Raw genomic sequence first — 26,738 nt, forward strand, 5'->3', positions numbered from 1 at the left:
CGACACCCGGGTTCCCTCCCCGCCCAGATGGACACGGCCACGGGACGTGCCGGCCGGACCGGCATCGGAACTGCGCGCGGCGCTGACGCGCCGTGCTCGCCCTCCGCGTCCACCGCCGAGCGTGCAGACCAGCGACTCCGCCTCACCCGTCCAGCCGATCACATACGGGTAGCTAAAGCCCGTCGCTGCGGCTTGATCTCCGATCACAACGCACCCTCACCAGCACTCAGTGAAGCCGTGCCATACAGCCGCTCCCACCGATCCCGGTACAAGCGCGTCAACCGCGCCACTTCCGTCTCCATCGCCGAGCACGGGCACGAGGTGTATGTCCATCGCTCACCCGTTGCGTTCAGACACCAGCGAAACCGCCATCCATACGGCCCGCACTCACACCACACCGCCAGGCCGACCGGCCAGATCCCCACCAGCGCGATCCCCTGGCACTCCGAGACCTGCGACGCGATTCCGTACTACTCCGGGTCCTCAGCCAGCGTCCGCGCCAGACTCCCCGCCGGGCTGACCACCCCCGCCCCCGGGTTCACGCCTTCCTCCCGACCCCGCCCAGGACATCCACCCTCTCGGCGTCGTTCTCGGCGAGTGGATTACTGCCATCCGGCCGCCACGACGGCACCCGCACCAGCCCCGGCTCCACCATCTCCACGCCCGCCGCCGTGAACATCCGGCCGACCTGCGTTTCCGTCCGCAGCGTCACCGGCGCAGACGCATCCCGGTAGGCATCAGCAGCCGCGACCGTCCTCGCCGTCTTGATCGCATGCGAGATGACCAGATAGCTTCCCGGCCCTGTGGACCGCATCAGCCGTTTCACGATCCTGTACGGATCTTCTTGCGCGGTGACGAAATGCAGACACGCCACCAGAAGCACGCATACCGGCTGACCGAAGTCCAGCAGACCGGCCGCCTGCTCAAGGATCTGTCCCGGCTTGCGTAGGCCCTCTTCCAGCATCACAGTGCGCTCGTCCGTAGCCAGCAGCGCCCGCCCATGCCGGACCACGACCGGGTCATAGTCATAGTCCACGTACACCGTCCGCGCGTCACCATGGACGCTCTGGGCTACCTCGTGCACATTGCCCATCGAGGGGAAACCCGTCCCGACATCCAGGAACTGCCGCGGTCGGTCGCGCGGGAAGCGTCCAGAAAGGGCGCTGCAGAGGTCCGTGGGCGGGCGGCCGCTCCAGCGCTGCCGCTTGTACATCGGTCAGATCCGCCCTGCCTCGCCACCGACGAGGTGCCAGTCGGTTATCCGCGTAGACCGGTCTTCAAGGTGTCGGCGAGGTCTTCGGCGGATGGGTCTCTTGCTCATTTACGTATCTGGCGCAGACCCTTTTTGTTGTAGATCTTCGATGCGCCGTCAGGCTACGAATTTGTCACTTCTCTCCGCTTCCGCCGGTCATGGGCCTATTTACGCCCGCACCTACGGCGTCCGATTATCTCCTGCGGGAGAAACAACATCAGCTTGCGCATGAAGAACTCCACCCTTGCTACAGGCGATGACTGCCATGGACGTAGGCTTTCTGTCATCGTGTGCTCATACAGTCAAATCCGGCCCGTCACCAGACCCTACAATCCGTCTGAGCTGGCACAAAGGCAGGAATTCATGGACCTAGAGGCACAGATCCTCGAGTTGCTGTTGCACCTCCGCACGCTCAAAGCGGGCCAGAGCCACGGCAACGACGGCACCGCGACCAGCATGGCTCAGTTGAAGGCCGAGATCAGCAACGTCCAGACCGAGATAAGACAAGACCTCGCCGCTCTTGGCAGCGAGGGGGACGAGATGGCAGCTCTACGACGGCATATGAACGAGCACTTCGCATCCCACCGACCACGATGCTGCAAAGACCCCACTCATGATCGAGCGCAGTGATCGGCTGAGGATTCAGACTCAATCGCTCGCCGAACCTGCATGCGGCTTGGCCTGGTCTCTCCGGTCTGCGCCGAAAGCTCAGGCCATACCCGATATAGGGGTGGTTGCGTTTGGTCGGCTGCCCATGCGACGGCGCGCTGGCCTGGAAGGATTCTTCGGCGGTCGCTGCCTCGGCGAGGACTCGATGCCGGTGGGTGGTGTGAGGCGGCCTGGCGTGGTCGTTTGTCTGGATGGCCTTGTGTTCCTCGATCGCGAGGCTCGGTGCTGGGCCGCAGGTGTTACCCCTCATTGGTGATCAGCGATCCCGTGGGCCGGGGAACTCGGAAGAGGGTGGGATTGTGAGGGCTTTCTTCCGGTGTGCTGGGCGGACTTGATGTTGAGGGTTGATTTTCGCGAGTCCGGGGTTGGCGAGGGTGATTCTTCGGCTCTTCGTGATCAGCTTGTTCTGGAAATGTAGGAGCTTCAGGGGATGATGATTGTGGAGGCCAGGCCGGCTATTACGGGGATGATTCCCAGCAGGACGAATGCCGGGAGGAAGCAGAGGCCGAGCGGGGCTACTGCTTTTACGCCGACGCTTCTGGCTGAGGCGACGGAATCGGCTCTGGCTGCTTCGCGGGCGTCGTCGGCCAGGCGGGTTAGTACGTCCGCTACCGGTGCGCCGCTTTGAGCCGCTCGGCTCATGGCTCGGGAGAGTTGGGCCGTGGCTGGGTCCTTGGCGAGCGTGGCCCAGGTGGGGTCAGGATCGGCGCCCAGGCGTAGCTGGGTGCTGACCCATTTCAGCCGATGGCTCAGGGGCCCGCCGATCGCGTTGGCGGCGATTTCCGTGGCGTCGCTCGCCGGGCGGCCGGCGAGCAGGCATGCGGTCATCAAGTCGGCGGCGAATGGGAGGTCGGCCGCGATTCGGCGGCGGTCGTGGTGGGTCTGCTGGGGTTGTTTCTTGTGGAGGAAGGCTGCGGCGGCTGGGGTGATCAGGAGGCCGGCGATGGTTCCCGGGATGCCGCCGATCAGGAGTGCGGTGAACAGGCCGGTGCAGGTGGCGATGGTGATCGTCTTGCGGGTGATGCCGGCTGGAGGGGAATCTTGCCAGAGTGGCTCGTCAGCGCGGGCTTGCGTTTGCTGGTTTGGATGTGGCTCTTGAGGCTTGGGCTTGGCTGGCGGGCGTAGTCGGGAGAGGCGCTCTGCTGGGGTTCGGGGAGAGAGCCACAGCCATATGGCCAACCCGGTGAGCAAGGCGGAGAGCCATTCGAGCATTGGGCGGGGTCCGATCGGTTCAGTGGGGTGGGGCTTGGCGAGCGACCACCTTGGTGGGTGACGGGCCTGGTGAGTGGCCAGGCCTAAGCGGTAGCGGACCTGATGAGTGGCCTGGTGGATGGGGCGCTTGATGGCTGGGCGTGGTGGGTGGCTGGGCTTGGCCGGTGGTCGGGACTGGGCGATGGTCGGGAGGGCGGCGGCGGGACTGGTGGATGGGGAGTGCTGGGCGCTGGGCTCTGCTGGGGGCCTTTCCGGCTGGGGGTGGAAGGTGAGTGGTCGGTTGCGAGTGGGGCCGGGGGTTTCCGAGCGTGCGGCCGGTTCTGAATGGGTGAGGGCGCTGTGTGGTTGGCGATGCCGTGGGGCCTGTTCCGTGTAGGTGGCGGTGCTGTGTGGGTGGTGGCTGTTCGGCCTGTGCGGGTTGCGCTCTTGGGCTTGGGGCGGCGATTGGGGTGTTGGTTAGGTTTGCGCTTGGGTTGCCATGTGGTTGGTCCACCACAGGCCACAAGCGTCGAGGGCGATGCCCGCTATCAGGCACATGAGGCCGGGGAGGCTGCCCAGGAGGAAGTCCAGAGGGTGCATGTTGAGGGCGGCGGCCATGAGGAGGCCGAGGGCTGGGAGTACGGCCAGGAGGCGGGCTGTGGTGCGAGGGCCCGCGAGTTGGGCGGCGACGTCCTGGCGGTGGCTTTGGGCTGCGCGCAACGTGCTCGCGACTCGCTCGACCAATGCGGCCAGGCCCGCGCCTACCATGACGCCTACTTCCCAGCAGGCCGCCAGTTGGCGGAGGCCCTCGCCGCCCTGCTGTGGGGCCGACGAGGTGAGGGCCGCGGAGACGTCGCCGCCGTCTCTTGCCGCGGCGACGACCGGGCGCAGGGTTTCTGCGGCCGGGAAGTCCACTGAGGCGATTGCCCTGGTCAGTGCCTCTCCTGGCGTGCGGCCCGCCGACAGCTCTGCTGACAGGGACTGGCACAGCTCGATTGAGGCGTGGCGCCAGAGCTGGGCGCGGCGGGCGGGGGTGGGGCGGGTGAGGCGGGTGGTCAGGGATGTCCAGCGGGGTTTGTCCCTGCCTGTGACGAGCCTGGTCAGGCGGGTGGTGGGGGTGTCCGGGGCTGTCCACAGCCACACTGCGCAGGCTGTGGACAGTGCCGTTATGAGGGCGCCGGTCATTGCGTGGCCTTGGTGGTGGGAATCATGGCTGGGCTCTTTGGGAGAGGGTGTCGTAGGCGGGGCCGGGTCGGGAGTTGCCCTTCGCGTCGAAGGTGAGGGCCGGGATCGACTCGACGAAGCCGGCTGACGTTCTGGAAAGCAGGCAGATCTCGGCTATGCGGCGTCGGCCGTCCGGGCGGCCGCGGGTCAGGTGGATGACCGCGTCGAGCGCCGCGGCCAGCTGGCTGTGTACGGCTTCCCTGGTCAGGCCCGCTGCGCAGCCCAGTGCTTCCAGGCGAGGGGGTACGTCGGCGGCGGTGTTGGCGTGAAGGGTGCCGCAGCCGCCTTCGTGGCCTGTGTTGAGGGCGGCCAGCAGATCCACCACCTCGCTGCCCCTGACCTCCCCGACCACCAAGCGGTCCGGGCGCATGCGCAGCGCTTGGCGTACCAGGTCGCGCAGGCTCACACCGCCCGCGCCCTCGAGGTTCGCCGGGCGGGTTTCCAGGCGGACGATGTGGGGGTGGAGGGGGCGGAGCTCGGCTGAGTCCTCTACCAGGAGCAGGCGTTCTGCCGGGTCGGCGAGGGAGAGCAGGGCAGACAGGAGTGTCGTTTTGCCGGTGCCTGTGCCGCCCGTCACCAGGAACGCCAGCCTGGCGGTCACCATGGCGGTCAACACCAGGATGGCGGATGGGGTGATCGTGCCCGCCGACACCAGGTCGTCCAGGGTGAACGTACGGCGTGGCGGAAGACGTAGCGAGACGCAGGTGCCACCGGACGCCACCGGCGGAAGCACGGCGTGGAGGCGGACGCCGCCGGCGAGTCTGGCGTCCACGTACGGGGAGGCGTCGTCGAGTCTCCTGCCCGCGACGGACGCCAAGCGCTGGGCCAGCCGGCGTACGGCCCTGTCGTCCGCGAAGGTCACGGAGGTACGGCGTAGGCCGCCGCCATCATCTATCCACACCTCGCGCGGGCCGTTGACCAGGACGTCTGTTACGTCTGGCCGGGCCAGGAGCGGCTCCAGAGGGCCGGCGCCGATGAGGTCGGCGCAGAGTGCCCTGGCCACCGCGAGGATCTCCGCGTCGCCGTACACGGATTTCTCGGCTCTCAGGGCCACTGCCACCTGGGCGGCGCTGGGTTCCACGCCCGCTCTGGCCAGGCGTACGCGGACTGCTTCGACCAGTTCCTGGGACACCGCCCCCGCGGGTGATTTCAGGGTGCTCATGTCGGGAGGAGATCTTGTAGGAGTGTGCCGCACAGGGCGCCCATCACGGTGCGGGGGCCCAGCTTGGGCAGCTCGCCCCGGTTGAGGGTGGCGGTCAGTCTCGGCTGGTCGGGCAGGGTGCCGGCGGACGGGATGCCCAGGGCACCCGCGGCCATGTCGTCGTCCACCACGCCTGGGCGGAGGATCGCGCGGATGTCCGAGGTGTGCTTGCGGGTCTCGCCCAGCACCTGTACGGCCGAGAGGATGCCGCGTACGTCGGCAGTGGCGACCATCAGCGTGGTCTTCGCCCTGGTGAGGGCCTCGATCGCGGCTGGGTCGAGGTGCCGGGGGAGGTCGACGACTATCAGGTCGAAGCCTCGCTGGCCTGCCTCGAGGACGGAACGCATGGCCTGGGCGGGGATCGCCGCCACCTCACCTCTGTGGAAGGAGAGGACCGCCAGGTCACCGAACGACGGCAGCGCGGCCTGAAGTGCGCTGGAGTTGATCCGGCCCTCTCTGGCGACCAGGTCTCCCCAGCGGGCGCCCGATGCCTCCTCGTGGCCCAACAGGGCGTCTATGCCGCCGCCCAGCGGGTCGGCGTCCACCAGCAAGGTCCGGAGGTGATCGCCCGAGGCGCGCAGGGACAGGCATGCCGACAGCACGCTCGCGCCTGCCCCGCCTCGGCCGCCGATCACGCAGATCACGGATCCTGAGCGGGGGTCGGGCTCCATGGCGTCCGCCAATCGCTCCACCAGGTGGCGCTCGTCGGTGGGGAGGGTCACGACGGCCTGGGCGCCCACGGCCACGCATTTTCGCCAGGTGTCCGGGTCGTCGGGGGCCCGGGTCACGAGGACTACCTGGTCTCGGGTGGGGGGTGAGCTCGCGGCCACGGCGTCTGCCTGATCGGCGCCTACTGCTATCAGCGGGGCCAGGTTCCAGAACGGGCGGGCGTGGGCGGGGACGTGGGCCACATCGAGTTGGGCGCCTGCTGCGGCGGCTATGCGGACCAGGTCGTCGAGCAGGGCGTGGTCTTCGGTGATGACCAGGGGGCGGTGCATGTCGGCCTCTCCGGGGGTGGTGTCGGGAGGCCAACCTTGCTGGAGGTGGGTGGGGTGGGGAGAGGGTGAACGGGGTTCTGGGGATTGTTGGGTGGGGGTTGTGGTGTGCCTGTGGATAAGTGGCCTGGCCTGGACGCGTAGTGGGGGCTTGTGGTGCTGCTGTCGCGGAGGCGGTGGGTGGGTGCCGGGAGCGCTCGGGCGTGTGTGGGTGGGTCCGGATGCGGGTGGGGGACGCTGGGATGTGTTGGTGTTGGCTGCTGGGGCTGTCATGGGTGCGGGTGCGCTGGGGAGCGGAGTGCTCAGGCGCGGGCGGTGGGCTCGGATGCGGGTGAGGGATCCTGGGGTGCCTTGGGCGAGGGGCGGTGGGGGCCCGGAATGCTCAAGCGGGGGCGATGTGGGTCGGAATGCTCGGGCGCGACCGTGGGTTCGGAGGCAAGTGCAGCGGTCGAGTCTCGGCACCGACGGTGGCCGGGCGCACGGATGCGGCGGGGTGGTTGGGTGCCGCTGCGGTGGAGGGCGCGGTGCCGGGAGGTGCTCGTAAAGGCGCCACGGGTGACTGCGGCGCGAGGTGGTTTGGTCGCAGGGCTGCTCGGCGCGAGGCGCGGTGGGAGGGCGCGATTGGTCGAAGCGCCTCGCAGAAGGGCGCATTGGTGGAGACGCGCCGTAGAAGGGTGCGAAGCGCGCCGTAGGAGGGTGCGAGGCGCGCGGGGGCGCTCGGTGAGAGGCATGCCGTGGGAAGGCACCGAGGCCGTGGGAGGGCGATTGGCGGTGTGGAGGGCGTGGTGTACGGACTTGGGGTGGAAAAGGGGCGACCCCCGCCGGGGGGGAGAGCGGGGGTCGCCTGATCGGTCCGGCTCCGGGGGGGTAGAGCCGGTCCCGTTTCAGAAGAAAGCTTTCATCACTTCACCAGAGCCTGGCAAGGGACTGGCAAAGGTCCCCCGTGCACGGTTGCTCCAGTTTCGGGCGATACCCCCGTATGCTGCCCGATGGACTCGAGTTTCGTCGAGGAGCAATCTCGCATTTTCGCCAAGTTTTTTGTCTGCGCCATAACGATCACATAAAGAAGGTCACTCTCTGTAATCATCACAGGTTGGTAACCAGATCACGGAGGGTGGCGATGGCGACGTATGCCGGGGCCCTGCTCATAGGCGGGTAAAGGTCTTGGTCCGAGGGCTTCCCATCAGGGCGGATCCGACGTAGAAAGGTGTCACGGACCTCTTGTCCGGGCGCATCAGCCGGGTACCCACGCGCGACCAGCCGCGGGAGGCGCGTCGTGACGGGCTTGACCCGCTCCGACGAATAGAGGTGCACGCTTGGTAACCCGGTGTGATGCGCCAGCAGACGGCGTCTCTTGACTGAGGCGCCGTCAGCTATGTCGGCGGCCCAGCCCAACGCTCCCACCTGCGCTTCCGCCGCGGCGACCTCAGCCTCGTTGCATCGCCTCGCAGATGGCGGTCGCCTCGCGCACCCCGAGACTTACTGCGGAGGCACACTGTTGTACCCACTGGGCGACGCCCTCCGGGGTCCCGCTCAGGTACGCGCTCAGGCCCCCGGCGTACGAGGCGTGCTCCAGGTGCCCCACCTCCACGGCCACGAGGGACTTCGGGTCCAGGCCGTACTCGACCAGGGTCAGGCGCTCGGCCGCGCGCGCCACGATCCCGTCCGCCGCGCCGAAGGGACGCAGTACGGCCAGCTCGGCGTGCATGACGGCGGCCAGCACGATCGCGGGCGCCTTCGTGGGCCGTTCGAGCAGCCCGAGCAGCCCCTCCATGCGCGTCGCCGTCTCCGAAGCGCCCGGCGCGGGCCCCAGCCCCAGCGGGTCCGGCGCCTCGTCCACCGCCCGCGGACGGCCCAGGGCGGACTGCGGCGCCAGGCCGGCGGCCGCCACCGTGTGCAGGCGGGCCAGCACCTGCCTCGGCGCCGTCCGCCACAACGAGCCCAGGCGACCCAGCTCCGCCGACGCCCGGAGGGCTCCCTGGACCAGCGGGTCGTGGACCTCGTCCCGGCGCAGGGCGTCGAGGGACACGTCCACGCCTTCCAGGGACGCCGAGGCCCGGGCGCCGCGCAGGGACGACTCCGTCGAGACGGCCGGGCTGGCCCGGCGCAGGACTCGATGGCGGTACAGCCGGTCGACGTCCTGCCTGGCGGAGTCGACCGCCTCGGGGACGCCGGGGAACTCCGCGATGACAGCCAGTGGGTCACTCACGGAAACCGACCTTACCGGCGGGTACGACCGCTCTCGCTCCACCGGGTGACGACCGTACCAGCGCCTCGACGGGAGGCGGGGCGCGCTCAAAAGGTGACCGTGGGTTGAGAAATCACCGGGCGCCGAATATGCGGAGTCCTTTATGGGTCCCCGCCAGATTTCAAGATGACAACGTTTCAATAGCGGTTGTCATGCGACCTGATAAGCGGGGACCCCTCGGTACAGACCTGTCTAGACCTCTTGTGTGTAGAGGCCGTGAGCTGGTGAAGTGGGACACGACCTATCCAATCTGGCCATAGAAGGAGCACGAGGTGGCCCCGGAGACCCCCGGCAACGAGACCCAGGCGCTGTCGAACCTGCTACAGGAGAACCGCCGGTTCGCACCGCCGGCTGACCTGGCGGCGGCCGCGAACGTGACCGCCGCCGCATATGACGAGGCCGCCGCCGACCGTCTCGCCTTCTGGGAGCGTGCGGCCGAGAGGCTGGCGTGGGCCAAACGGTGGGAGACGACCCTCGAGTGGAACGCCCCCTTCGCCAAGTGGTTCGTCGGCGGCGAGCTCAACGTGGCCTACAACTGCGTCGACCGCCACGTCGAGGAGGGCCGCGGCGACAAGGTCGCCTACCACTGGGAGGGTGAGCCCGAGGGCGACACCCGTACCCTGACCTACAGCGACCTCCAGCGCGAGGTCAGCAAGGCCGCCAACGCCCTCCAGGAGCTGGGCGTCGGCAAGGGCGACCGGGTGGCCGTCTACATGCCGATGATCCCCGAGCTGCCGATCGCGATGCTGGCCTGCGCCCGCATCGGGGCGATCCACTCGGTGGTGTTCGGCGGCTTCTCGGCCACGGCGCTGAAGAGCCGGATCGACGACGCCGACGCCAAGCTCGTCATCACCGCCGACGGTGGCTACCGCAGGGGCAACCCGTCGGCGCTCAAGCCCACGGTGGACGAGGCCGTCGCCGAGTGCCCGCAGGTCGAGAACGTCCTCGTCGTACGCCGTACCGGCCAGGACGTCGCCTTCGGCGAGAAGGACGTCTGGTGGCACGACCTGGTCGACCGACAGAGCGACCAGCACACCGCCGAGCCCCACGACGCCGAGGACCCGCTGTACATCCTCTACACCAGCGGCACCACCGGCAGGCCCAAGGGCATCCTGCACACCACCGGCGGCTACCTCACCCAGACCGCCTGGACGCACCACGCGGTCTTCGACCTCAAGCCCGACACCGACATCTACTGGTGCACGGCCGACATCGGCTGGGTGACCGGCCACTCCTACATCGTGTACGGCCCTCTCGCCAACGGCGCCACCAGCGTCATCTACGAGGGCACCCCCGACACCCCGCACCGCGGCCGGTTCTGGGAGATCGTGCAGAAGTACAAGATCACGATCCTCTACACGGCGCCCACCGCGATCCGGACGTTCATGAAGTGGGGTGACGACATCCCCGCGAAGTTCGACATGTCCAGCCTGCGCATCCTGGGCTCCGTGGGCGAGCCGATCAACCCCGAGGCGTACGTCTGGTACCGCGAGCACATCGGCCACGACCGCTGCCCGGTGGTCGACACCTGGTGGCAGACGGAGACCGGCGCCATCATGATCAGCCCGCTGCCCGGCGTCACCGCGGGCAAGCCGGGCGCCGCGATGCGCCCGCTCCCCGGCATCGCCGCCGACGTGGTGGACGACCAGGGCAACAGCGTCCCCGACGGGGGCGGCGGCTTCCTCGTCGTACGCGAGCCGTGGCCGTCGATGCTCCGCACGATCTGGGGCGACGACCAGCGCTACATCGACACGTACTGGAGCAGGTTCGACGGGATGTACTTCCCCGGCGACGGCGCCAAGAAGGACGACGACGGCGACCTGTGGCTGCTCGGCCGCGTGGACGACGTCATGCTCGTCTCCGGCCACAACATCTCCACCACGGAGGTGGAGAGCGCGCTGGTCAGCCACCCGAAGGTGGCCGAGGCGGCGGTGGTCGGCGCGACCGACCCGGTCACCGGCCAGGCGATCGTGTCGTTCGTGATCCTGCGCGGCTCGGCGGAGGAGAGCGACGACATCGCCGCCGACCTGCGCAACCACGTGGCCAAGACCCTGGGCCCGATCGCCAAGCCGCGCCAGATCCTGGTCGTGCCTGAGCTGCCCAAGACCCGCTCCGGCAAGATCATGCGCCGCCTCCTGCGCGACGTCGCGGAGAACCGCAGCGTCGGCGACGTCACCACGCTGGCCGACAGCACGGTGATGAACCTGATCTCGGAGAAGCTCCCGTCCGCCAAGTCCGAGGACTGATCCACCTTCCAGGCGCATGTCCCGAAATATGGGGACATGCGCCTGGCTCTTGAGAGCCTGGGGCGAAGCCCGGAGTACCCGGCGCGGGCGCTATCTTGTTCGATCGGGTAGTTCTGGGAGTGATAGCGGGACTCGCGCTCGACAAGTTTCGGCGTGTTCGGGGCGCCTGGCTGTCAGCGCGGCTCGGCCTGGCGAAACTGTCGGAAGAGCTCCTGGCGGCGGTACCGCTTCACACGGTACGCGAGCGTCGCATCGCGCTGGATGATGTTTGACACGGCCACCAGGCCTCGATAGGAGACGTTCATGCCGCAGACTCCCGAGGAAGAATCCCTGGGCTCGCTGGTCGCCCAGGCGAGCAGTCAGATCTCGGACCTGGTCCGCTCGGAGATCGAGCTGGCCAAGGCCGAGTTCAGGTTCGACGCCAAGCGGGTCGGCACGGCGGGCGGCCTGTTCGCCGCCGCCGCCTTCATGGCGCACCTGTGCCTGATCCTCGCCTCGTTCACGATCGCGTTCGTGCTGGCGCAGTGGCTGCCCAACTGGCTGGCCTTCCTCATCGTGACCGTGTTCTACCTGGTGGTGGCGGGTCTGCTGGTGTTCATCGGGGTCAGGCGGCTCAAGGGACTGGCCGGGATGAAGCGCACCGCCAGGTCGATCAAGGGGCTCAAGGAGATCGCCACGCCCGAGGACGAGACGCTGCCGGCGGTTCGTCCCGATCGTGAGCCGGTGACACGTGATGGCACCTGACGAGTCGGTCGTACAGATCGAGGGACCCTGGACGCACCGCGCGGTCCACGCGGGCGGCACCCGCTTCCACGTCGTCGAGGCGGGGGAAGGGCCGCTGGTGCTGCTGCTGCACGGGTTCCCGCAGTTCTGGTGGACGTGGCGCAACCAGCTCGTCTCGCTGCCGAAGGCGGGTTACCGGGCCGTCGCGGCCGATCTGCGCGGCTACGGCGGCAGCGACAAGCCGCCGCGCGGCTACGACCTGCCCACTCTGGCCGCCGACGCGACCGGCCTGATCAGGGCCCTCGGCGAGACCGGCGCGATCGTGGTGGGGCACGACTGGGGCGGGCTGCTGGCCTGGACGATGGCCGTGCTCGACCCCAAGTGCGTGCACCGGCTGGTCGCCGTGTCCGCCCCGCATCCCCTGCGCCTGCGCAAGGCGCTGCTCGGCGACCCGTTCGGCCAGCTCAGGGCCAGCCGGCAGTCGCTGGGCCACCAGCTGCCGCTGCTGCCCGAGCACCGGCTCAGGCGCCGCGAAGGGGCCCTGGTGGGCCGCTTGCTCGACGACTGGTCGCGGCCCGGCTGGCCCGATCCCGAGACCGCGCGTACGTACCGCGAGGCGTTCCGCATCCCCGCCGTGGCACACTGCGCGCTGGAGTACCACCGCTGGTTCGGCCGCTCCCAGTTGCGCCCGGACGGCCGCCGCTACGCCAGGGCCATGCGCACCGCGGTCGAGGCCCCCACGCTCCACCTGCACGGGGCGCTCGACCCGCGTGCCCTGCCGCGTACGGCGCACGGCTCGGGCCGCTACGTGGCGGCCCCGTACCGGTGGCGGCTGCTCGAAGGAGCCGGCCACTTCCCCCATGAGGAGATCCCCGACGTGTTCGACACCGAGTTGCTCGGCTGGCTGGCCGATCCGGAGCCCGACCGATGAGAGACCGCGATCCCGAGGGCAGGCCCCGTAACGCCAGGCCGCGCGACGCGTACGGCAGGCCGCTCCCCTACGGCGAACCCGGCGTGCCCCGGGTCCCCGACGACTACGCCCCCACCACCGAACAGGCCCTGGCCGACGCCCGCGGCTTCCTCGGCGAGGGCCTGCCGTTCAACGCGCACGAGGTGTTCGAGGGCCGCTGGAAATGCGCGCCGGAGGACGAGCGCGAGCTGTGGCAGGGCCTCGCGCAGATCTGCGTCGGGCTGACGCACCTGCAGCGCGGCAACGGGCGCGGGGCGCTGACCCTCTTCGGCCGCGGCGCCGCCAGGGTCCAGGGGTACGGCGGCGCGTACGACGCGGTCGGCAAGGCGGCCTCGGGGTTCGGTCAGGACAGCGACCCCGACGAGGCCATCGCCACGATCCTGGACAAGCTGCCCGGCTGAGAGCCGGGCGTCAGTCGCACTTCTGGGTGCTGGCCGGGGTGGTGTCGTTGCGGCCCTGGGCCGCGTCGGGGGCGACCTCCTCGGCCGTCAGGACGTAGCCGGTCTCCTCTTCGTTGATCGCGGCGGCGAAGATCACGCCGTAGACCCGGCCGTCCACCGTGAGCAGCGGGCCGCCCGAGTTGCCGGGCAGCACCTTCCCGCGGATCGCGTACACCTTGCGCCTGACCGTGGCGTCGCGGTAGATGTCGGGCCCCTCGGCGTCGAGTTGCCCGCCGATCCTGGCCGGCTCCGCGGTGAACCCCTTGCTCTTGGGGAACCCGGCGATGATGGCGCTGTCGCCGCGCGAGCCGTCGCCGTCGAAGGAGAGCTGCGGCAGGTCGAGGCCGGGCACGTAGAGGACGGCGATGTCGCGGCGCGGGTTGTAGCGCACGACGGTGGCCGCGTGCGGCGTGTTGTTGGAGTCGATGACCTGCAGGTCGCGGGTCACGCCGGCGACCACGTGGGCGTTGGTCATGATCCGGCCGGGGGCGTAGACGAAGCCGGTGCCCTCGATGTGCTTGTTGCAGCTTTCCGCGTTGCCCTGCACCTTGACGATGGCCCGCCGGGCGCGGCTCAGCTTGGCGCCCTGCAGCACGCTCTGGTCGGGCGGCGGCACGTCGACGATCGTGCCCGCGCCGATGGCGTCGAAGACGGGCGGGAACTCCGACCGGTCGATGAACTTCTTGAACGGCTGCTGCCAGTTGCGCGCGGCCTGCGGGATCACGTCGTCGACGGTGGTCAGCAGCGCGGAGTTCTTCACCTGGTCGACGAGGGGGCTGAAGGCCGTGGAGACGATCAGCGAGCCGATCAGCCAGGCGATCACCAGCACGGACAGCGCGCTGGAGAACGTGCCGCCGACCGCGTCGGCCACCTTGGCGGGCTCCCACGTGACGTGGCTGCGCACGACGGCGCCGAGCGTCGAGGACGCGAACTGGCCGATGGTGGCGGCCAGGAAGACGATCACGATCGCCAGCAGCGCCTGCGGGGTGTCGCCGCTGACCAGGGCCTTGGAGATCGGTGGCGCGATGAAGACGCCGAGCACGGCCCCGCCGACGAACCCCACGAAGCTCATCGCCCCGATGATGAAGCCCTGCCGGTAACCCGAGACGCCGAAGGCGATCACGAGGCCGATCAAGATGAGGTCAAGCAGATCACCGCGCACGTTTCAAAGCTAACCAGGGATACGGTCAAGTGTGCACGTCTTCCGCCAGGACGGCGTCACCGCGTGGCTACCTTGAGCGGTATGCCGTCGGCCGGGGAAACAGTGCGCGATCTCATCGAGGCAGCTCTGTGCGACACCGACCCCGACGGCCCCCTGCGCTGGCACGTGATCTCCGTGCTGCGGCAGCGCGGTGATCTGGAGTCCTTCATCGAGGCGCGCCGGCTGTGCGCCGCGGACACGGTGGCGGAGCGGCTGCTCGGCGTGGACATCATGGGGATGCTGGGGCCGTTCGTGGACCGTACGCTGCCGGTGCTGCGCTACCTGGCGGCCAGCGAGGACGACGCCATGGTGCTCTACTCGGTGCTGATCGCGTTCGGGCACCTGGCCGACCCGCGGTCGCTGCCGTCGGTGATCGAGCTGGCCGGCCACGACGACGCGAGGGTGCGCTACGGCGCCGCGTACGCGCTGCAGCACGTGCTCGGCGACCCCCCTGACCGGGCCGGCCTGGAGACGCTGCGCGCGCTGGCGGCCGACAGCGACAAGGACGTGGCGGGCTGGGCCTCCCTGGGCGTGGCCCTGCGCTCGTCCCGCTAACCCCTGGACGCCAGGTCGATCACTTCCTGCGGGAGGTCCTCCACCTGCGCGGAGTCCCACGGGCGCGCCAGCCCGCCCTCGCGCAGCACGGTGTCGAGCACCATCGCGGTGAACCCCCACACCAGCATCCCCCGCACCCGGAACGCCGGCCCCGCCGACCCTCGTGGATGCCGCAGCGTGACCCGGTTGGCGGGGTCGACCAGCTCGGCGATCGGCACCCGCTCCACGGACTCCACCTCGCTCGGCGAGGCCGCGTGCACGGCCGACGGCTCGCGCCACCAGGCGATGACCGGCGTGACCCGGTTGTCGCTGTGGCTGAGGTACAGCTCGGGCATCGTGCACAGCACGTGGACGCCCGCGGGATCGACGCCGGTCTCCTCTTCGGCCTCGCGCAGCGCCGCCGCGACGGGTCCTCCGTCGTCGGGGTCGACGCCGCCGCCGGGAAAGGCGGGCTGGCCCGCGTGCCTGCGCCCGAGCGTGCTGCGCTGGATGAGCAGGACGTCGGGGCCGAGCGCCCCCTCGCCGAACAGCATCAGCACCGCGGCGGCCCGCCCGCTGCCGTTGGGGGGCGTCCACCATCCCGGTACGTCGAAGCGCTGAGCCTGCGCCGCCAGTCGGTCGAGCCAGTCGGGCACTTGGGTCACGCATCCTCCAACACGCCGGGACACCGGGGACTTCCCGCGATCACGAGAAGGGGCCGGACCTGACGAGCTTCTCGGCCTCGGCCGCCGCCGTGGGGCCGGTGCCGTACGACGGGCAGAGCGCGGCCAGCGGGCACACACCGCACGCGGGCCGCCGTGCGTGGCAGATGCGGCGGCCGTGCCAGATCACCCGATGGGAGAAGATCGTCCACTCGCGTTTGGGCAGCAGCTCCCCCACGACGTGCTCGATCTTGACGGGGTCGGTCTCCTCCGTCCAGCCGAAACGCCGCACCAGCCGCTGGAAGTGGGTGTCGACGGTGAGCCCCGGCACGTCGAACGCGTTGCCCAGCACCACGTTGGCGGTCTTGCGGCCCACGCCGGGCAGGGTGACCAGGTCCTTCAGCTTGCCGGGCACCTCGCCGCCGTACTTCTCGCACACCGCCTGCGCCATGCCGATGATGCTGTTGGTCTTCGCGCGGAAGAAGCCGGTCGAGCGGATGATCTCCTCCATCTCGGACCGGTCGGCGGCGGCGTAGTCCTCCACTGTCGGATATTTCGCGAAGAGGACGGGGGTGACCATGTTGACCCGCTTGTCCGTGCACTGGGCGGAGAGGATGGTCGCGACCAGAAGTTCTAACGGGTTGCCGAAATCGAGCTCGCAGTGGGCCTCTGGATAGGTGTCCGCGAGGATGCGGTTCATCTTGCGGGCCCGCCGTACCAATGCGAGCCGGGTCTCCGGCTTGCGCCCCGCCGCGTTCGTGGCCATGCCGCAAGACTAGAAGCTTCCGCGAACCGTTGAACCCAGGACGGCCCTGCTCGCGTACAAGGGGGCGACACGGGAGGCGGTGGCCATGAGCGGTCAGGGTGCGGTGCTGTCGGAGTTCGTGCGTACATCGGGGCCTTTACGGGGGCAGGCGCTGCATCGCCTGGCCCTGACCTGCGCCTCCGCGGTGGCCAAGCTGCACGCCCGCGGCAACGTGGGGCTCCGGCTCAGCCACGAGAGCGTCGCGCTCGGGGCCCACGGCCAGGTGCTGATCGGCTGGCAGCCCGGCGTCACGCCTGGCTCGGCGGCCGACGACGTGCTGGCCTGGGCCGACCTGGTGGTCTTCGCGGCCACGGGCCGCACGGACGGCGACCCCGCCGTCCTGCCTCCCGCGCTGCACCTGGCGGTACGGCAGTGCCGCCAGGCCGACCCCACGGCCCGCCCGCGCGCGGCCGACGTGCTCCGCGTGCTGCTCGGCCAGTCGGTGGCGGCCGCGGTGGCCTCCGTGGACGGTCTGCTCGCCTCCTGAGACTCTTCTGCGGCACAGGGGAGGGTCGATAAGCCCTGAAACCAGGGCATCAGGTACCTTTCCCCTGGATACGACTCATCCGAAAAGCGCAGAACACTCCAGCATTCCCATAACCTGTGTGTGCCACGCAGAGTGGGGTGAGTCACAATGGCAGCAGAGGAGGCAGAGTGAACACCGAAGACGTGCTGGGCAAGGCCCCCCTGTTCGCCGCGCTGGACCGCGAGAGCGCCGCGGCGCTGCGTACGAGCATCACGGAGGTCCAGCTCTCCAAGGGACAGACGCTCTTCCACGAGAACGAGACCGGCGACCGGCTCTACGTCGTGCTGGAAGGCAAGATCAAGCTGTCCCGCACCTCGCCCGACGGACGGGAAAACCTGCTGAGCGTGCTCGGGCCGAGCGAGATGTTCGGCGAGCTGTCGCTGTTCGACCCGCGACCGCGTACGGCCTCGGCGACGGCGCTGACCGACGTGCGGCTGGCCGGGCTCGGCCACGACGACCTGCGCCCCTGGCTGACCGGCCGCCCCGAGGTGGCGCTCCACCTGCTGCGCGCGCTCGCCCAGCGGCTGCGCCGCACCAACGACGTGCTGGCCGACCTGGTCTTCACCGACGTGCCCGGGCGCGTGGCCAAGCAGCTGCTCGACCTGGCCGAGCGGTTCGGCACCAAGACGGACGACGGTCTGCGGGTGCACCACGACCTGACGCAGGAGGAGCTGGCGCAGCTCGTCGGCGCCTCCCGCGAGACGGTCAACAAGGCGCTGGCCGACTTCGCCCAGCGTGGCTGGCTGCGGATCGAGGCCAAGGCCGTGGTGATCCTCGACATGGACCGCCTCTACAACCGGTCCAGGTAGTCGAGCTGGGCCACCACCGACATCTCGGCGGCGGCCCAGAGCGAGCGGTCGACGTCGGCGTACACGATCTTGACGATCTGCCGCGGCGTGCGCGCGCCCTGGGCGCGCGCCGCCCTGATCTGGTCGAGGCGCTGCCGCCGGTGCGCGATGTAGCCGTCGAGCGCGGCGATCGGGTCGGGCAACACCGGGCCGTGGCCGGGCAGCAGCGCCCGCGCCTCCAGGCCCTCCGCGGCCGCCCTGAGCCGGTCGAGGCTGCGGAGATAGTCGGCCAGGCCGCCGTCGCGGGCGATGATCGTGGTGCCCCTGCCGAGCACGGTGTCACCGGTCAGCATCGCGCGGTCCTGCGGCAGCCAGAAGCAGAGCGAGTCGAACGAGTGGCCCGGCGTGCCGTACACGTGGAGCTCCAGGCCCGCCACGCTCACCACGTCACCGTCGTCGAGCCCCTCCTCGCCCAGCCGGTGCCGCGGATCGAGCGCCCGGACGGGCGCTCCCACCATCTCGGCGAAGCGCCTGGCGCCGCCGCTGTGGTCGAAGTGCCCGTGGGTGAGCAGGATCTCGGTGACGCGCCGCTCCCCGAGATGATCGCGTACGCGGCGCAGATGCGACTCGTCCTCCGGCCCCGGATCGATCACCACCACCTCGTCCCCGCCGATGACCCAGGTGTTGGTGCCGTCGAGCGTCATGGCGGACGGGTTGGGCGCGAGCAGGTTCTCGGCGTGCTCGGTACGGGAGCCGTCGGGCGTCCCGATCGGGATGTGCAGCCCGCTCACCGGGTCACCAGCCGCATCTCGCCCTGGATCTCCACGGCCTTCGGCATGATCGGCACGATCTCCCTGGGCTCGGCCAGGATCCCCGCCATGCCGCCGTGGGCCGCCAGCTCGCTCAGCGTGTGGTACGTCGGCGGCATCAGGAAGATCTCCCCCCGGTGCGCCAGCTCGATCGCCTCCGCGGGGCGCTTCCAGGCCACCTGATCGGCCTCACCGCCGACGTCACGGGTGCGCTGGCCCTCCGGGAGCACGGCGACGAAGAACCGCGTGTCGAAGCGCCTGTGCTCGATCTCCGGGGTGATCCAGTGGGCCCACGGTTTGAGCAGGTCGGACCGGAGCACCAGGCCGCGCCTGGCGAGGAAGTCGGCGAAGCCCAGGCTCCTGTCGATCAGCGCCAGCCGGTCGGACTCCCAGCCGTCGCCCGTCGTGTCGGCGACCACGGAATCGGGCCCGGGACCGGCCAGCAGCACGCCGGACTCCTCGAACGTCTCGCGTACGGCCGCGCACACCAGCCCGCGCGCGACCTGCTCGCTCGCGTTGAAGACCGTGCCCCACTCGGCCGGTGACGGGCCGGCCCAGGCCACGGCCTGGTCGGTGTCGCGGGCGTCCACCGAGCCGCCGGGGAAGACGTACGCGCCCGCCGCGAAGGCCATCGTGGCCTTCCGCCGCAGCAGGTAGACCTCCGGCGAGGCACTCTCTCGCAGGATCACCACGGTGGCGGCATCGCGGGTCGGGACCGGCTCGACCCGCCCGGCGAGGAGGTCCCGCGCCCGCGCGGCTAGCTCGGCTGGAAGCGGCAATCCGGTCACATCGGTCATAGTGCCTCAGGCTACTTCGGCGATCAGCTCCACTTCCACAGGCGCGTCCAGCGGGAGGACGGCCACGCCCACGGCGCTGCGGGCATGCCTGCCCGGCTCGCCCAGCACTTCGGCGAGCAGCTCGCTGGCGCCGTTGCCGACCTTGGGCTGCTCGGTGAAGGACGGCTCGCTGGCCACGAACACCACGACCTTGACGATCCGTACGACCTTCTGCAGGTCACCGACCTCGGCCTTCAGGGCGGCAAGCGCGTTGAGCGCGCAGATGCGGGCCTGCTCCGCGCCCTCCTCGGTGGTCAGGTCGGCCCCGAGCTTGCCGGTCCGCTGCAGCTTGCCGTCGACGAACGGCACCTGGCCGGAGGTGTAGACGAGGTTGCCCGTGCGCACGGCCGGCACGTAGGCGCCCGCCGGCGCCGCCACCTCGGGCAGCGTCAGGCCGAGATCCGCGATCTTCTGCTCGGGGGTCACTGCTTCTCCCTCTTGAAGTAGGCGACGAGCTGCTCCGGCGAGGCACCCTGAACGATCTGGACCAGCTCCCAGCCGTCGGCGCCGAAGTTGTCCAGGATCATCTTGGTGTTGTGGATCAACACCGGGGCGGTGAGGTACTCCCATTTCTTCATGAAGGTCAGCTTCTCATAAGAAACCCGCCCGCCGGCCTGCCTTGTGCCTGCTCAAGGCCGTGGTCGCCGGTAAGTTCCCGCCAGGGTGTGAGGAATCTCAAACGGTGGTCGTCGGCTTCCGGCAAGTGACCCTTCGGTAGCCTCGAATAGTGGACTCTCCGGACACGGATTGGGCCGGTGTGCGGCTGCACGTCGTCACCGGCAAGGGCGGCACCGGCAAGACGACCGTGGCCGCCGCTCTCGCGCTCGCGCTGGCCGCGGGCGGTCGCAAGGTGCTCCTCGTCGAGGTCGAGGGCAGGCAGGGCATCGCGCAGATCTTCGACCTGCCGCCGCTGCCCTACGAGGAGCGCAAGATCGCCGTGGCGCCCTCCGGCGGCGACGTGTACGCGCTGGCCATCGATCCCGAGGAGGCCATGCTCGAGTACATGGAGATGTTCTACGGGATGCGCCGGGCAGGCCGGGCGCTGACCAAGATGGGCGTCGTCGACTTCGCCACCACCGTGGCCCCCGGCTTCCGCGACGTGCTCGTCACGGGCAAGACGACCGAGGCCGTGCGCAGGCGGGGCAAGAACGGCCGCAGGATCTACGACGCGGTCGTGCTCGACGCGCCGCCCACGGGCCGCATCACGCGCTTCCTGAACGTCACCCAGGAGGTGGCGGGCCTGGCCAGGGTCGGGCCGATCAAGAACCACTCCGACCTGGTCCACGGGGTCGTGAAATCTCCCGAGACGGCGGTGCACTTCGTGACGCTGCTGGAGGAGATGCCCGTGCAGGAGACGCTCGACGGCATCACCGAATTGCGTTCGGCCGGGCTCCCCACAGGGGGAATTTTCGTCAATATGGTGCGTGAATCACTGATCCCACAGGCCGCTCTTGACACAGCTGTCAAGGGCCGCTTCGACCCCGGGGAGCTCGTGCTCGGGCTGAAGGCCGCCGGGGTGGCCGACGGGGCGGAGGCCTCGGCGATCGCCGAGGCGCTCGCGGAGGAGATCTCCGAGCACGCCCACCGCACCGAGCTGGAGCGCGCCGAGCGCGAGTCGCTGGGCGAGGCAGGGCTGAAGAGCTACGAGCTGCCGCTGCTGGCCGACGGCGTCGACCTGGCCGGCCTGTACGAGCTGGCAGAGAGCATGCGCACCCAAGGAGCAGCGTGAAGAAGCCCGCCGCACTCGACATCGACGCGATACTCGACGACCCCGGCACCAGGATCATCGTCTGCTGCGGGGCGGGCGGGGTGGGCAAGACCACGACCGCCGCGGCGCTCGGGCTGCGGGCCGCCGAACGCGGCAGGTGCGCCGTCGTGCTCACCGTGGACCCCGCGCGCCGGCTGGCCCAGTCGATGGGGCTGACCGAGCTCGACAACACCCCGCGCCTGGTCAGCTCGCCCGAGGGCGGCGGCCAGCTCTACGCGATGATGCTCGACATGAAGCGCACGTTCGACGAGATCATCGAGGCGCACGCCGATCCCGTGCGGGCCCGCCAGATCCTGTCGAACCCCTTCTACCAGTCCCTCTCCTCCAGCTTCGCCGGCACGCAGGAGTACATGGCCATGGAGAAGCTGGGCCAGCTGCGCCGGTCGGACGAGTGGGACCTGATCATCGTGGACACGCCGCCGTCGCGGTCCGCGCTCGACTTCCTCGACGCGCCCGAGCGGCTCGGGCGCTTCCTCGACGGACGGTTCATCCGGCTGCTGACGGCACCGGCCAAGGCCGGCGGACGCAGCGCCTTCCGGCTCCTCAACGCCGGGTTCGGGTTGATGGCCGGAGCGATGACCAAGCTGCTCGGCGCGCAGGTGATCAAGGATCTGCAGACGTTCGTCTCCGCGCTCGACGCCGTCTTCGGCGGCTTCAGGCAGCGGGCCGAGATGACGTACCAGCTGCTGCAGGCCCCCGGCACGGCCTTCCTCGTGGTGGCCGCGCCCGAGCGGGACGCCATGCGGGAGGCGTCCTACTTCGTCGAAAGGCTCGCCGAAGAGCGCATGCCACTGGCCGGCCTGGTGGTCAACCGTGTGCACATGTCACCCGCCTCGGTCCTCTCAGCCGCCCGTAGCGCCGCGGCCGCCGAAGACCTGGAGGCGCGGGGCGAGCATGAGCTGACCGCCGCCGTGCTGCGGCTGCACGCCGGGCGAATGCAGCTCACCGCTCGCGAGCATCGCGAGCAGGAGCATTTCGTCTCGGCCCACCCCACGGTGCCCGTGGTGCAGGTTCGCGCCATGTCCGAGGACGTCCACGATCTCACTGGTCTGCGGCAGATCGGGGACTTGCTGGCGAGCGCATGAAAGTACGGCCGGCGGACGGCGCCGGCCGTACTACGGCTCGCCGGGCTTGGATCAGCCCGCGATCAGCTCGTTGGTTCGTTCGTACTCTTCCTTGGCCGACTCGAGCAGGTCTCGCCACGAGTCCACGTCAGGCCGCCGTCGAAGCAGCGCACGCCGTTCGCGCTCGGTCATACCGCCCCACACCCCGAACTCGATGCGATTGTCCAGCGCATCGGCGAGGCATTCAGTACGAACCGGGCAACCCCGGCAGATGAGCTTGGCCCTGTTCTGCGCGGCGCCCTGCACGAACAGGGCATCCGGATCCGCACCCTTACAGGCGGCACGGGAGGTCCAATCCGTGATCCACATTGTTCGACCCCACTCCCCTTAGGTGGTCAGTCGTCATTTGGGGCCGACGGGCGCGGGCGCCGAGCCTCCGTATTCAGTTGCCGCAGGGAGAACGTACGCAACTACACGTTCGGGCCGACAGACCCCAGAGGACCAATTTCTCGCGGCCATCTTGACCGGGAATGACTAGTCACCCCCATCAGTCAAGGTGAAATGGTGTCGCGCTACCGATTCGGTCAGTCTTTCCACGTACTCTTGGTAGCGTGCAAGCGCAGCGCAAAGATCGCTCCAACCCCGTCCTCGGCATCCTGCGTCTGATCATCGCCGGATCGGTCGCCGGGGTGCTGGCCGCGGCCGTGGCCCTGCCTGCGGTCGGAGGGGCGGGGATCTCCACGAAGAGCGCTGTGGAAAGCCTCAACCTCAAGCCTGAAGAGCTCGACGAACCCCCTCTTCCCGAGCGCACCATCCTGAAGGACGCCAACGGCAAGCAGTTCGCGCAGTTCTACTTTGAAAACCGGCAGTCTGTCCGCCTTGACCAGGTCGCCCCGATCATGCAGACGGCGCTGATCGCGATCGAGGACTTCCGTTTCTACCAGCACGGGCCGATCGATGTTGAGGGAACGGCCAGAGCGCTCGTGAAGAATTTGTCGGGCGGCGGCGTGATGCAGGGCGGCTCGTCGATCACTCAGCAGTACGTCAAGCAGGTGCTGGTCAACGCGGCCGAGACGCCCGAGGAGCAGGCGGCGGCCATTGCCCCGACGCTCTCCCGCAAGCTGTCCGAGTTGCGCAACGCGATGGCGATCGAGAAGAAGTACTCGAAAGATCAGATTCTCGAGAAATATCTGAACATCGCCTACTTCGGCGCGGGCGCCCACGGCATCCAGGCCGCGGCCCGGCGCTTCTTCGACAAGCCCGCCTCCGAGCTCAGCCTCGTCGAGAGCGCCACCCTGGCCGGCGCCGTCCAGAACCCCGCCCGCACCGACCCGAGCGTCGGCCCCGAGTCGCGGGCACGGCTGCTGCAGCGGCGCAACATCGTCCTCGACCGGATGGCCGAGATCGGCAAGATCTCGCGGCAGGAGGCCGACGAGGCCAAGGCGAAGAAGCTGGGCTGGAAGAACATCAAGGCGCCCGGCGGCTGCGAGGCCAGCAAATATCCGTACTTCTGCCTCTACGTCCAGTACGAGATCCTCAACAACGAGGACTTCGGCAAGAACCAGGACGAGCGCAAGAAGCTGCTCCAGCGGGGCGGTCTGACGATCAAGACCACGATCGACCCGAAGATGCAGGCCGCCGCCGACAAGGCGATCAAGAAGTACGTCTCCAAGAAGGACAAGCCCGTGGCCTCGCAGGCCATGGTCGTTCCCGGCACCGGCGAGATCAAGGCCATGGCCGCCTCGCGGAAGTTCGGCGGGAGCAAGAAGAAGAACGAGATGAGCTACAACATCGTGGCCGACGCGGCACACGGTGGCGGTCGCGGGTTCCAGCAGGGCTCGACGGCCAAGGTCTACACGCTGGCCACGGCGCTGGAGGAGGGCCTGAAGTACGGCGACGGCTTCCCGGCGCCGGCGGGCTACCAGGCCGGCGGCTACAGCACGTTCAAGAACTGCAAGGGCGAGAACGTCGGCGACCCGTCCCACACCGTGCACAACTCCAGCGAGGGCGGCGGCGGCTTCAAGACGCTGCAGACCGGCACCTGGGGCTCGGTCAACACGTTCTTCCTCAAGCTCGAGGAGAAGGTCGGGCTCTGCAGCGTGGTCAAGATGGCCAAGAAGCTCGGGGTCAAGCGGGCCGACGGGCAGAAGCTGTCGGAGGTGGAGACGTTCACGCTGGGGGTCAACGAGGTCGACCCCGTGACGATCGCCAGCTCGTACGCCGTCTTCGCCTCGCGCGGGCAATACTGCAAGCCGCTGGCGATCACGGAGATCAAGGACAGGAACGGCAAGGCTAAGCAGTACAAGCCGAAGTGCTCCCAGGTCCTGGAGGAGGAGGTCGCCGACGCGGTCAGCGGCATCCTGTCCGGCGTGTTCACCAAGGGCACGATGACGGAGGTGGGCGGCATCGGGCGCGACGCGGCCGGCAAGACCGGCACGACCGACAACTACGCGTCGGCCTGGTTCGCCGGTTACACCCCCAACATGTCGTCGGCCGTCAGCCTGGGCGACCCGCGCGGCACCAGGGGCAACGAGCTGATCGGGGTCACGATCGGGGGCCGCTACTACTCGTACGTGTACGGGGCCTCCATCTCCGGGCGGATCTGGAAGGACGCGATGCTGACCGCCCTGAAGGGGGTCGAGGCCGCGGAGTTCACGCCGGTGGACCAGTCGCGGTTCGGCGGGTGCACGGAGAACTGCGCGCCGAAGAAGCCCGAGAAGAAGGACAAGGACGAGGAAGGGCCGCCCACCGGGGACGGCGACCCGTTCGACATCTTCGACCCGCCGAACGGGGACCGTGGGGACGGGCCCGGTAACGATCGCGGCGACGGCGGCCCGGGCAACGGCCGCGGCCGTTAGCTCCAAGGCCCACTTCGGGTTCCCGCCGCCTGACAGCCTGAGGCCCCGCTTCGGGGCCGCAGTCAGACGGGCCTGAGGCTCGCTCCGGTCCCCGCCGCCTACCCATGCGGCGGGGACCCGCCTCGCGGCCCGCTGAGACCGCTCACAGGCCTTTCTGAGGGCCCAGCAGTCAAAGGGGCCTCCAGGACCACCAACCCGAGCCCTGGGCCCTCTGTGGCGCCACGGGCCCCGGCAGCGGGCGATGGAACACCCGGGAGGCTGCTCTACCCCGCCAGCCGTGCGCGGACGATGGCGGCCACACGGCCACCCTCGGCCCGCCCGGCGATCTTCGGGTTGACCACCTTCATGACCTGCCCCATGGCCTGCGGCCCGGCGGCGCCCGTCTCCGCGATGGCGGCGTCGACGATGGTGCCCAGCTCCTCGTCGCTGAGCTGCGCCGGCAGGTACTCCTCCAGCACCGCCTGCTCGTCCAGCTCGGCCTGCGCCTGCTCGGCCCGCCCCGCGTTACCGAACGCCTCGGCGGCCTCCTTGCGCTTCTTGGCCTCCTTGGTCAGCACCTTGATGACCTCGTCGTCGGTCAGCTGCCTGGCCTGCTTGCCGGAGACCTCCTCGACGTTCACCGCGGCCAGTGCCATCCGAATCGTCCGGAGACGTAGCTCGTCCCGGCTCTTAAGCGAGGCCGTCAGATCGGCCTTCAGCTTGTCCTTCAATGCGCTCATGCGCTCCATCTTGCCGTCTGCGCGGACTGTCCGGACGCCGCGCACCCGATGTCGGGCATCATGAGTAGGTGAGGAAAGCCGTCGCAGTGCCATTGTCCATGCTCGGTCTCGGCCTGGCCGGGCTGGGTTACGCCTCTGTGGTGGAGCGCAACTGGTTCCGCCTGCGCCGCTTCGACGTGCCGGTGCTGGAGCGCGGTCAGCGTCCCGTACGCATTCTCCACCTGTCCGACCTGCACCTGACGCCGCGCCGTACGATGCTGATCAACTGGGTCCGCTCCCTGGGCTCGCTGAAGCCGGACCTGGTGGTCAACACCGGCGACTCGATCGCGCACCCGGACGCCGTCCCCTCGCTCCTGCACGCCCTGGAGCCCCTGCTGTCCCGCCCGGGCCTGTTCGTCTACGGCTCCAACGACCTGTACGCGCCCAAGCCCAAAAACCCGGCCCGCTACCTCTGGCGCACCTCCAAGAACGACCGCCGCCAGCACGTGCCCTCCCTGCCCTGGGAGGAGCTGGGGGCCGGCATGGCGGCCGAGGGCTGGCTCGACATGAACAACACCACGGCCCGCATCAAGGTGGGCGACCTCGACGTGGCGGTGGCGGGCATCCACGACTCCCACATCAACCGCGACCGCTACGACCTCGTCGCCGGTCCGGCCCCCGCCGACGCCGACCTCCGGCTGGGCGTCATGCACTCCCCCGAGCCCCGCAACATGACCCGCTTCGCCGCGGACGGCTACCAGTTCCTGCTGGCCGGCCACACCCACGGCGGCCAGCTCTGCATCCCGTTCTACGGCGCCCTGGTGACCAACTGCGGCATCGACCGGGCCCGCGTGAAGGGTCTGAGCCGCCACGACAACGCCTGGCTCCACGTCTCGGCCGGCCTCGGCACCTCCCCTTACGCCCCGGCCCGCTTCGCCTGCTTCCCGGAGGCGTCACTGCTTAGCCTTGTTCCTCGCCGTTGAGGCGGTCACAAGTACCTTGGGAGTCCGCTAGACTTTTCCAAGCACGC

The 26,738-nt window shown here is 69.4% G+C and carries 28 protein-coding genes; 12 read left to right on the forward strand and 16 right to left on the reverse strand.

Going from position 1 to position 26,738, the window contains the following annotated elements:
* Positions 1-538 precede the first annotated feature (538 nt).
* Positions 539-1,213, reverse strand: coding sequence for an SAM-dependent methyltransferase (locus AB0L65_RS34105; RefSeq protein WP_364253763.1), 675 nt, complete (start codon positions 1,211-1,213; stop codon positions 539-541).
* A 267-nt stretch (positions 1,214-1,480) separates the two neighbouring features.
* On the opposite strand from AB0L65_RS34105, the gene AB0L65_RS34110 reads away from it, so the two are divergent.
* Positions 1,481-1,882 carry a hypothetical protein gene (locus AB0L65_RS34110; protein ID WP_364253766.1) on the forward strand — a complete coding sequence of 134 codons (402 nt, stop codon included), beginning with the start codon at positions 1,481-1,483 and terminating at the stop codon, positions 1,880-1,882.
* Positions 1,883-2,344: 462 nt separating this feature from the next.
* On the opposite strand, the gene AB0L65_RS34115 is transcribed toward AB0L65_RS34110, so the two are convergent.
* From AB0L65_RS34115 to AB0L65_RS34135, 5 genes are all read right to left on the reverse strand, one after another.
* On the reverse strand, positions 2,345-3,133 hold the full coding sequence (locus tag AB0L65_RS34115; protein ID WP_364253769.1) for a type II secretion system F family protein: 789 nt from the start codon (positions 3,131-3,133) through the stop codon (positions 2,345-2,347).
* 456 nt (positions 3,134-3,589) lie between these two features.
* Entirely contained in the window at positions 3,590-4,255 is a 666-nt protein-coding gene (locus AB0L65_RS34120) for a type II secretion system F family protein (protein ID WP_364253772.1), read from the reverse strand.
* A 64-nt stretch (positions 4,256-4,319) separates the two neighbouring features.
* Positions 4,320-5,498 carry a TadA family conjugal transfer-associated ATPase gene (locus AB0L65_RS34125; RefSeq protein ID WP_364253775.1) on the reverse strand — a complete coding sequence of 393 codons (1,179 nt, stop codon included), beginning with the start codon at positions 5,496-5,498 and terminating at the stop codon, positions 4,320-4,322.
* Complete coding sequence (ssd, locus tag AB0L65_RS34130; RefSeq protein WP_364253778.1) at positions 5,495-6,535, reverse strand: septum site-determining protein Ssd; 1,041 nt, start codon at positions 6,533-6,535, stop codon at positions 5,495-5,497. The genes AB0L65_RS34125 and ssd overlap by 4 nt, the downstream gene beginning before the upstream one ends.
* A gap of 1,423 nt (positions 6,536-7,958) precedes the next feature.
* Complete coding sequence (locus AB0L65_RS34135) at positions 7,959-8,741, reverse strand: oxidoreductase (RefSeq protein ID WP_363976925.1); 783 nt, start codon at positions 8,739-8,741, stop codon at positions 7,959-7,961.
* Between the two features lie 311 nt (positions 8,742-9,052).
* On the opposite strand from AB0L65_RS34135, the gene acs reads away from it, so the two are divergent.
* The gene (acs, locus tag AB0L65_RS34140) at positions 9,053-11,026 is read left to right on the forward strand and encodes an acetate--CoA ligase (RefSeq protein ID WP_364253780.1); all 1,974 of its coding nucleotides are present in this window, start codon (positions 9,053-9,055) and stop codon (positions 11,024-11,026) included.
* 173 nt (positions 11,027-11,199) lie between these two features.
* Here the strand turns inward: acs and AB0L65_RS34145 are convergent, their stop codons facing one another.
* Positions 11,200-11,331, reverse strand: coding sequence for a hypothetical protein (locus tag AB0L65_RS34145; RefSeq protein ID WP_350732724.1), 132 nt, complete (start codon positions 11,329-11,331; stop codon positions 11,200-11,202).
* Between AB0L65_RS34145 and AB0L65_RS34150 the strand changes: the two genes are divergently transcribed.
* Genes AB0L65_RS34150 through AB0L65_RS34160 form a run of 3 tightly spaced genes read left to right on the forward strand, consistent with a single transcriptional unit; the run spans position 11,330 to position 13,120 of the window.
* On the forward strand, positions 11,330-11,770 hold the full coding sequence (locus tag AB0L65_RS34150) for a phage holin family protein (protein ID WP_192789404.1): 441 nt from the start codon (positions 11,330-11,332) through the stop codon (positions 11,768-11,770). The genes AB0L65_RS34145 and AB0L65_RS34150 overlap by 2 nt on opposite strands.
* On the forward strand, positions 11,760-12,680 hold the full coding sequence (locus tag AB0L65_RS34155; protein WP_363976932.1) for an alpha/beta hydrolase: 921 nt from the start codon (positions 11,760-11,762) through the stop codon (positions 12,678-12,680). The genes AB0L65_RS34150 and AB0L65_RS34155 overlap by 11 nt, the downstream gene beginning before the upstream one ends.
* Positions 12,677-13,120, forward strand: coding sequence for a DUF309 domain-containing protein (locus AB0L65_RS34160; RefSeq protein ID WP_364253783.1), 444 nt, complete (start codon positions 12,677-12,679; stop codon positions 13,118-13,120). Before AB0L65_RS34155 ends, AB0L65_RS34160 begins: the two co-directional genes overlap by 4 nt.
* 10 nt (positions 13,121-13,130) lie before the next feature.
* Here AB0L65_RS34160 and AB0L65_RS34165 read toward each other — a convergent pair whose 3' ends face one another.
* Positions 13,131-14,321: a MarP family serine protease gene (locus AB0L65_RS34165; protein ID WP_364253786.1), complete on the reverse strand. Its 1,191-nt coding sequence runs from the start codon at positions 14,319-14,321 to the stop codon at positions 13,131-13,133.
* An 81-nt stretch (positions 14,322-14,402) separates the two neighbouring features.
* Here AB0L65_RS34165 and AB0L65_RS34170 point away from each other — a divergent pair, with 81 nt between their 5' ends.
* Positions 14,403-14,915 carry a HEAT repeat domain-containing protein gene (locus AB0L65_RS34170; RefSeq protein ID WP_364253789.1) on the forward strand — a complete coding sequence of 171 codons (513 nt, stop codon included), beginning with the start codon at positions 14,403-14,405 and terminating at the stop codon, positions 14,913-14,915.
* On the opposite strand, the gene AB0L65_RS34175 is transcribed toward AB0L65_RS34170, so the two are convergent.
* Entirely contained in the window at positions 14,912-15,529 is a 618-nt protein-coding gene (locus AB0L65_RS34175) for a CoA pyrophosphatase (protein ID WP_364254098.1), read from the reverse strand. The two genes, AB0L65_RS34170 and AB0L65_RS34175, sit on opposite strands and share 4 nt — an antisense overlap.
* Positions 15,530-15,599: 70 nt before the next feature.
* Positions 15,600-16,322 (reverse strand): endonuclease III, encoded by a 723-nt coding sequence (gene nth / locus AB0L65_RS34180; protein WP_364253792.1) that lies wholly within the window; start codon positions 16,320-16,322, stop codon positions 15,600-15,602.
* Between the two features lie 85 nt (positions 16,323-16,407).
* On the opposite strand from nth, the gene AB0L65_RS34185 reads away from it, so the two are divergent.
* Positions 16,408-16,848, forward strand: a complete 441-nt coding sequence (locus AB0L65_RS34185) for a hypothetical protein (RefSeq protein WP_364253795.1) — start codon at positions 16,408-16,410, stop codon at positions 16,846-16,848.
* A gap of 212 nt (positions 16,849-17,060) precedes the next feature.
* Entirely contained in the window at positions 17,061-17,696 is a 636-nt protein-coding gene (locus AB0L65_RS34190; RefSeq protein ID WP_225965682.1) for a Crp/Fnr family transcriptional regulator, read from the forward strand.
* On the opposite strand, the gene AB0L65_RS34195 is transcribed toward AB0L65_RS34190, so the two are convergent.
* The 4 genes from AB0L65_RS34195 to AB0L65_RS34210 are packed head-to-tail and all read right to left on the reverse strand — an operon-like array spanning position 17,678 to position 19,898.
* A complete protein-coding gene (locus AB0L65_RS34195; protein WP_364253798.1) occupies positions 17,678-18,466 on the reverse strand; it encodes an MBL fold metallo-hydrolase in 789 nt (262 codons plus the stop codon). The genes AB0L65_RS34190 and AB0L65_RS34195 overlap by 19 nt on opposite strands.
* Entirely contained in the window at positions 18,463-19,281 is an 819-nt protein-coding gene (locus tag AB0L65_RS34200) for an NUDIX hydrolase (RefSeq protein WP_364253801.1), read from the reverse strand. The genes AB0L65_RS34195 and AB0L65_RS34200 overlap by 4 nt, the downstream gene beginning before the upstream one ends.
* 6 nt (positions 19,282-19,287) lie before the next feature.
* Positions 19,288-19,746, reverse strand: a complete 459-nt coding sequence (locus tag AB0L65_RS34205; protein WP_319713134.1) for a RidA family protein — start codon at positions 19,744-19,746, stop codon at positions 19,288-19,290.
* On the reverse strand, positions 19,743-19,898 hold the full coding sequence (locus AB0L65_RS34210; RefSeq protein WP_217708645.1) for a DUF4177 domain-containing protein: 156 nt from the start codon (positions 19,896-19,898) through the stop codon (positions 19,743-19,745). Before AB0L65_RS34210 ends, AB0L65_RS34205 begins: the two co-directional genes overlap by 4 nt.
* A gap of 149 nt (positions 19,899-20,047) precedes the next feature.
* Here AB0L65_RS34210 and AB0L65_RS34215 point away from each other — a divergent pair, with 149 nt between their 5' ends.
* Together AB0L65_RS34215 and AB0L65_RS34220 are read left to right on the forward strand one after the other, a co-directional pair.
* Positions 20,048-21,049 (forward strand): ArsA-related P-loop ATPase, encoded by a 1,002-nt coding sequence (locus AB0L65_RS34215; protein WP_364253804.1) that lies wholly within the window; start codon positions 20,048-20,050, stop codon positions 21,047-21,049.
* A complete protein-coding gene (locus AB0L65_RS34220) occupies positions 21,046-22,173 on the forward strand; it encodes an ArsA family ATPase (RefSeq protein WP_363976962.1) in 1,128 nt (375 codons plus the stop codon). The genes AB0L65_RS34215 and AB0L65_RS34220 overlap by 4 nt, the downstream gene beginning before the upstream one ends.
* 51 nt (positions 22,174-22,224) lie before the next feature.
* Here AB0L65_RS34220 and AB0L65_RS34225 read toward each other — a convergent pair whose 3' ends face one another.
* Positions 22,225-22,521 carry a WhiB family transcriptional regulator gene (locus AB0L65_RS34225; RefSeq protein ID WP_090771382.1) on the reverse strand — a complete coding sequence of 99 codons (297 nt, stop codon included), beginning with the start codon at positions 22,519-22,521 and terminating at the stop codon, positions 22,225-22,227.
* 242 nt (positions 22,522-22,763) lie between these two features.
* On the opposite strand from AB0L65_RS34225, the gene AB0L65_RS34230 reads away from it, so the two are divergent.
* Positions 22,764-25,010: a transglycosylase domain-containing protein gene (locus AB0L65_RS34230; RefSeq protein ID WP_364253807.1), complete on the forward strand. Its 2,247-nt coding sequence runs from the start codon at positions 22,764-22,766 to the stop codon at positions 25,008-25,010.
* A gap of 263 nt (positions 25,011-25,273) precedes the next feature.
* On the opposite strand, the gene AB0L65_RS34235 is transcribed toward AB0L65_RS34230, so the two are convergent.
* A complete protein-coding gene (locus tag AB0L65_RS34235) occupies positions 25,274-25,729 on the reverse strand; it encodes a GatB/YqeY domain-containing protein (protein WP_364253810.1) in 456 nt (151 codons plus the stop codon).
* 98 nt (positions 25,730-25,827) lie between these two features.
* On the opposite strand from AB0L65_RS34235, the gene AB0L65_RS34240 reads away from it, so the two are divergent.
* On the forward strand, positions 25,828-26,691 hold the full coding sequence (locus AB0L65_RS34240) for a metallophosphoesterase (RefSeq protein WP_364254101.1): 864 nt from the start codon (positions 25,828-25,830) through the stop codon (positions 26,689-26,691).
* Positions 26,692-26,738 lie beyond the last annotated feature (47 nt).

Origin of the sequence: Nonomuraea sp. NPDC052116, assembly GCF_040680035.1 — a bacterium.
Taxonomy (GTDB): Bacteria; Actinomycetota; Actinomycetes; order Streptosporangiales; family Streptosporangiaceae; genus Nonomuraea; species Nonomuraea angiospora_A.

What these genes read in the sequence shown, in the direction of transcription:
- AB0L65_RS34105 (WP_364253763.1), bottom strand. Translation starts at nt 1,213, where the DNA reads ATGTACAAGCGGCAGCGCTGGAGCGGCCGCCCGCCCACGGACCTCTGC.
- AB0L65_RS34110 (WP_364253766.1), top strand. Translation starts at nt 1,481, where the DNA reads ATGAAGAACTCCACCCTTGCTACAGGCGATGACTGCCATGGACGTAGG.
- AB0L65_RS34115 (WP_364253769.1), bottom strand. Translation starts at nt 3,133, where the DNA reads ATGCTCGAATGGCTCTCCGCCTTGCTCACCGGGTTGGCCATATGGCTG.
- AB0L65_RS34125 (WP_364253775.1), bottom strand. Translation starts at nt 5,498, where the DNA reads ATGAGCACCCTGAAATCACCCGCGGGGGCGGTGTCCCAGGAACTGGTC.
- ssd (WP_364253778.1), bottom strand. Translation starts at nt 6,535, where the DNA reads ATGCACCGCCCCCTGGTCATCACCGAAGACCACGCCCTGCTCGACGAC.
- AB0L65_RS34150 (WP_192789404.1), top strand. Translation starts at nt 11,330, where the DNA reads ATGCCGCAGACTCCCGAGGAAGAATCCCTGGGCTCGCTGGTCGCCCAG.
- AB0L65_RS34145 (WP_350732724.1), bottom strand. Translation starts at nt 11,331, where the DNA reads ATGAACGTCTCCTATCGAGGCCTGGTGGCCGTGTCAAACATCATCCAG.
- AB0L65_RS34155 (WP_363976932.1), top strand. Translation starts at nt 11,760, where the DNA reads ATGGCACCTGACGAGTCGGTCGTACAGATCGAGGGACCCTGGACGCAC.
- AB0L65_RS34160 (WP_364253783.1), top strand. Translation starts at nt 12,677, where the DNA reads ATGAGAGACCGCGATCCCGAGGGCAGGCCCCGTAACGCCAGGCCGCGC.
- AB0L65_RS34170 (WP_364253789.1), top strand. Translation starts at nt 14,403, where the DNA reads ATGCCGTCGGCCGGGGAAACAGTGCGCGATCTCATCGAGGCAGCTCTG.
- nth (WP_364253792.1), bottom strand. Translation starts at nt 16,322, where the DNA reads ATGGCCACGAACGCGGCGGGGCGCAAGCCGGAGACCCGGCTCGCATTG.
- AB0L65_RS34185 (WP_364253795.1), top strand. Translation starts at nt 16,408, where the DNA reads ATGAGCGGTCAGGGTGCGGTGCTGTCGGAGTTCGTGCGTACATCGGGG.
- AB0L65_RS34200 (WP_364253801.1), bottom strand. Translation starts at nt 19,281, where the DNA reads ATGACCGATGTGACCGGATTGCCGCTTCCAGCCGAGCTAGCCGCGCGG.
- AB0L65_RS34210 (WP_217708645.1), bottom strand. Translation starts at nt 19,898, where the DNA reads ATGAAGAAATGGGAGTACCTCACCGCCCCGGTGTTGATCCACAACACC.
- AB0L65_RS34225 (WP_090771382.1), bottom strand. Translation starts at nt 22,521, where the DNA reads ATGTGGATCACGGATTGGACCTCCCGTGCCGCCTGTAAGGGTGCGGAT.
- AB0L65_RS34235 (WP_364253810.1), bottom strand. Translation starts at nt 25,729, where the DNA reads ATGAGCGCATTGAAGGACAAGCTGAAGGCCGATCTGACGGCCTCGCTT.
- AB0L65_RS34240 (WP_364254101.1), top strand. Translation starts at nt 25,828, where the DNA reads ATGCTCGGTCTCGGCCTGGCCGGGCTGGGTTACGCCTCTGTGGTGGAG.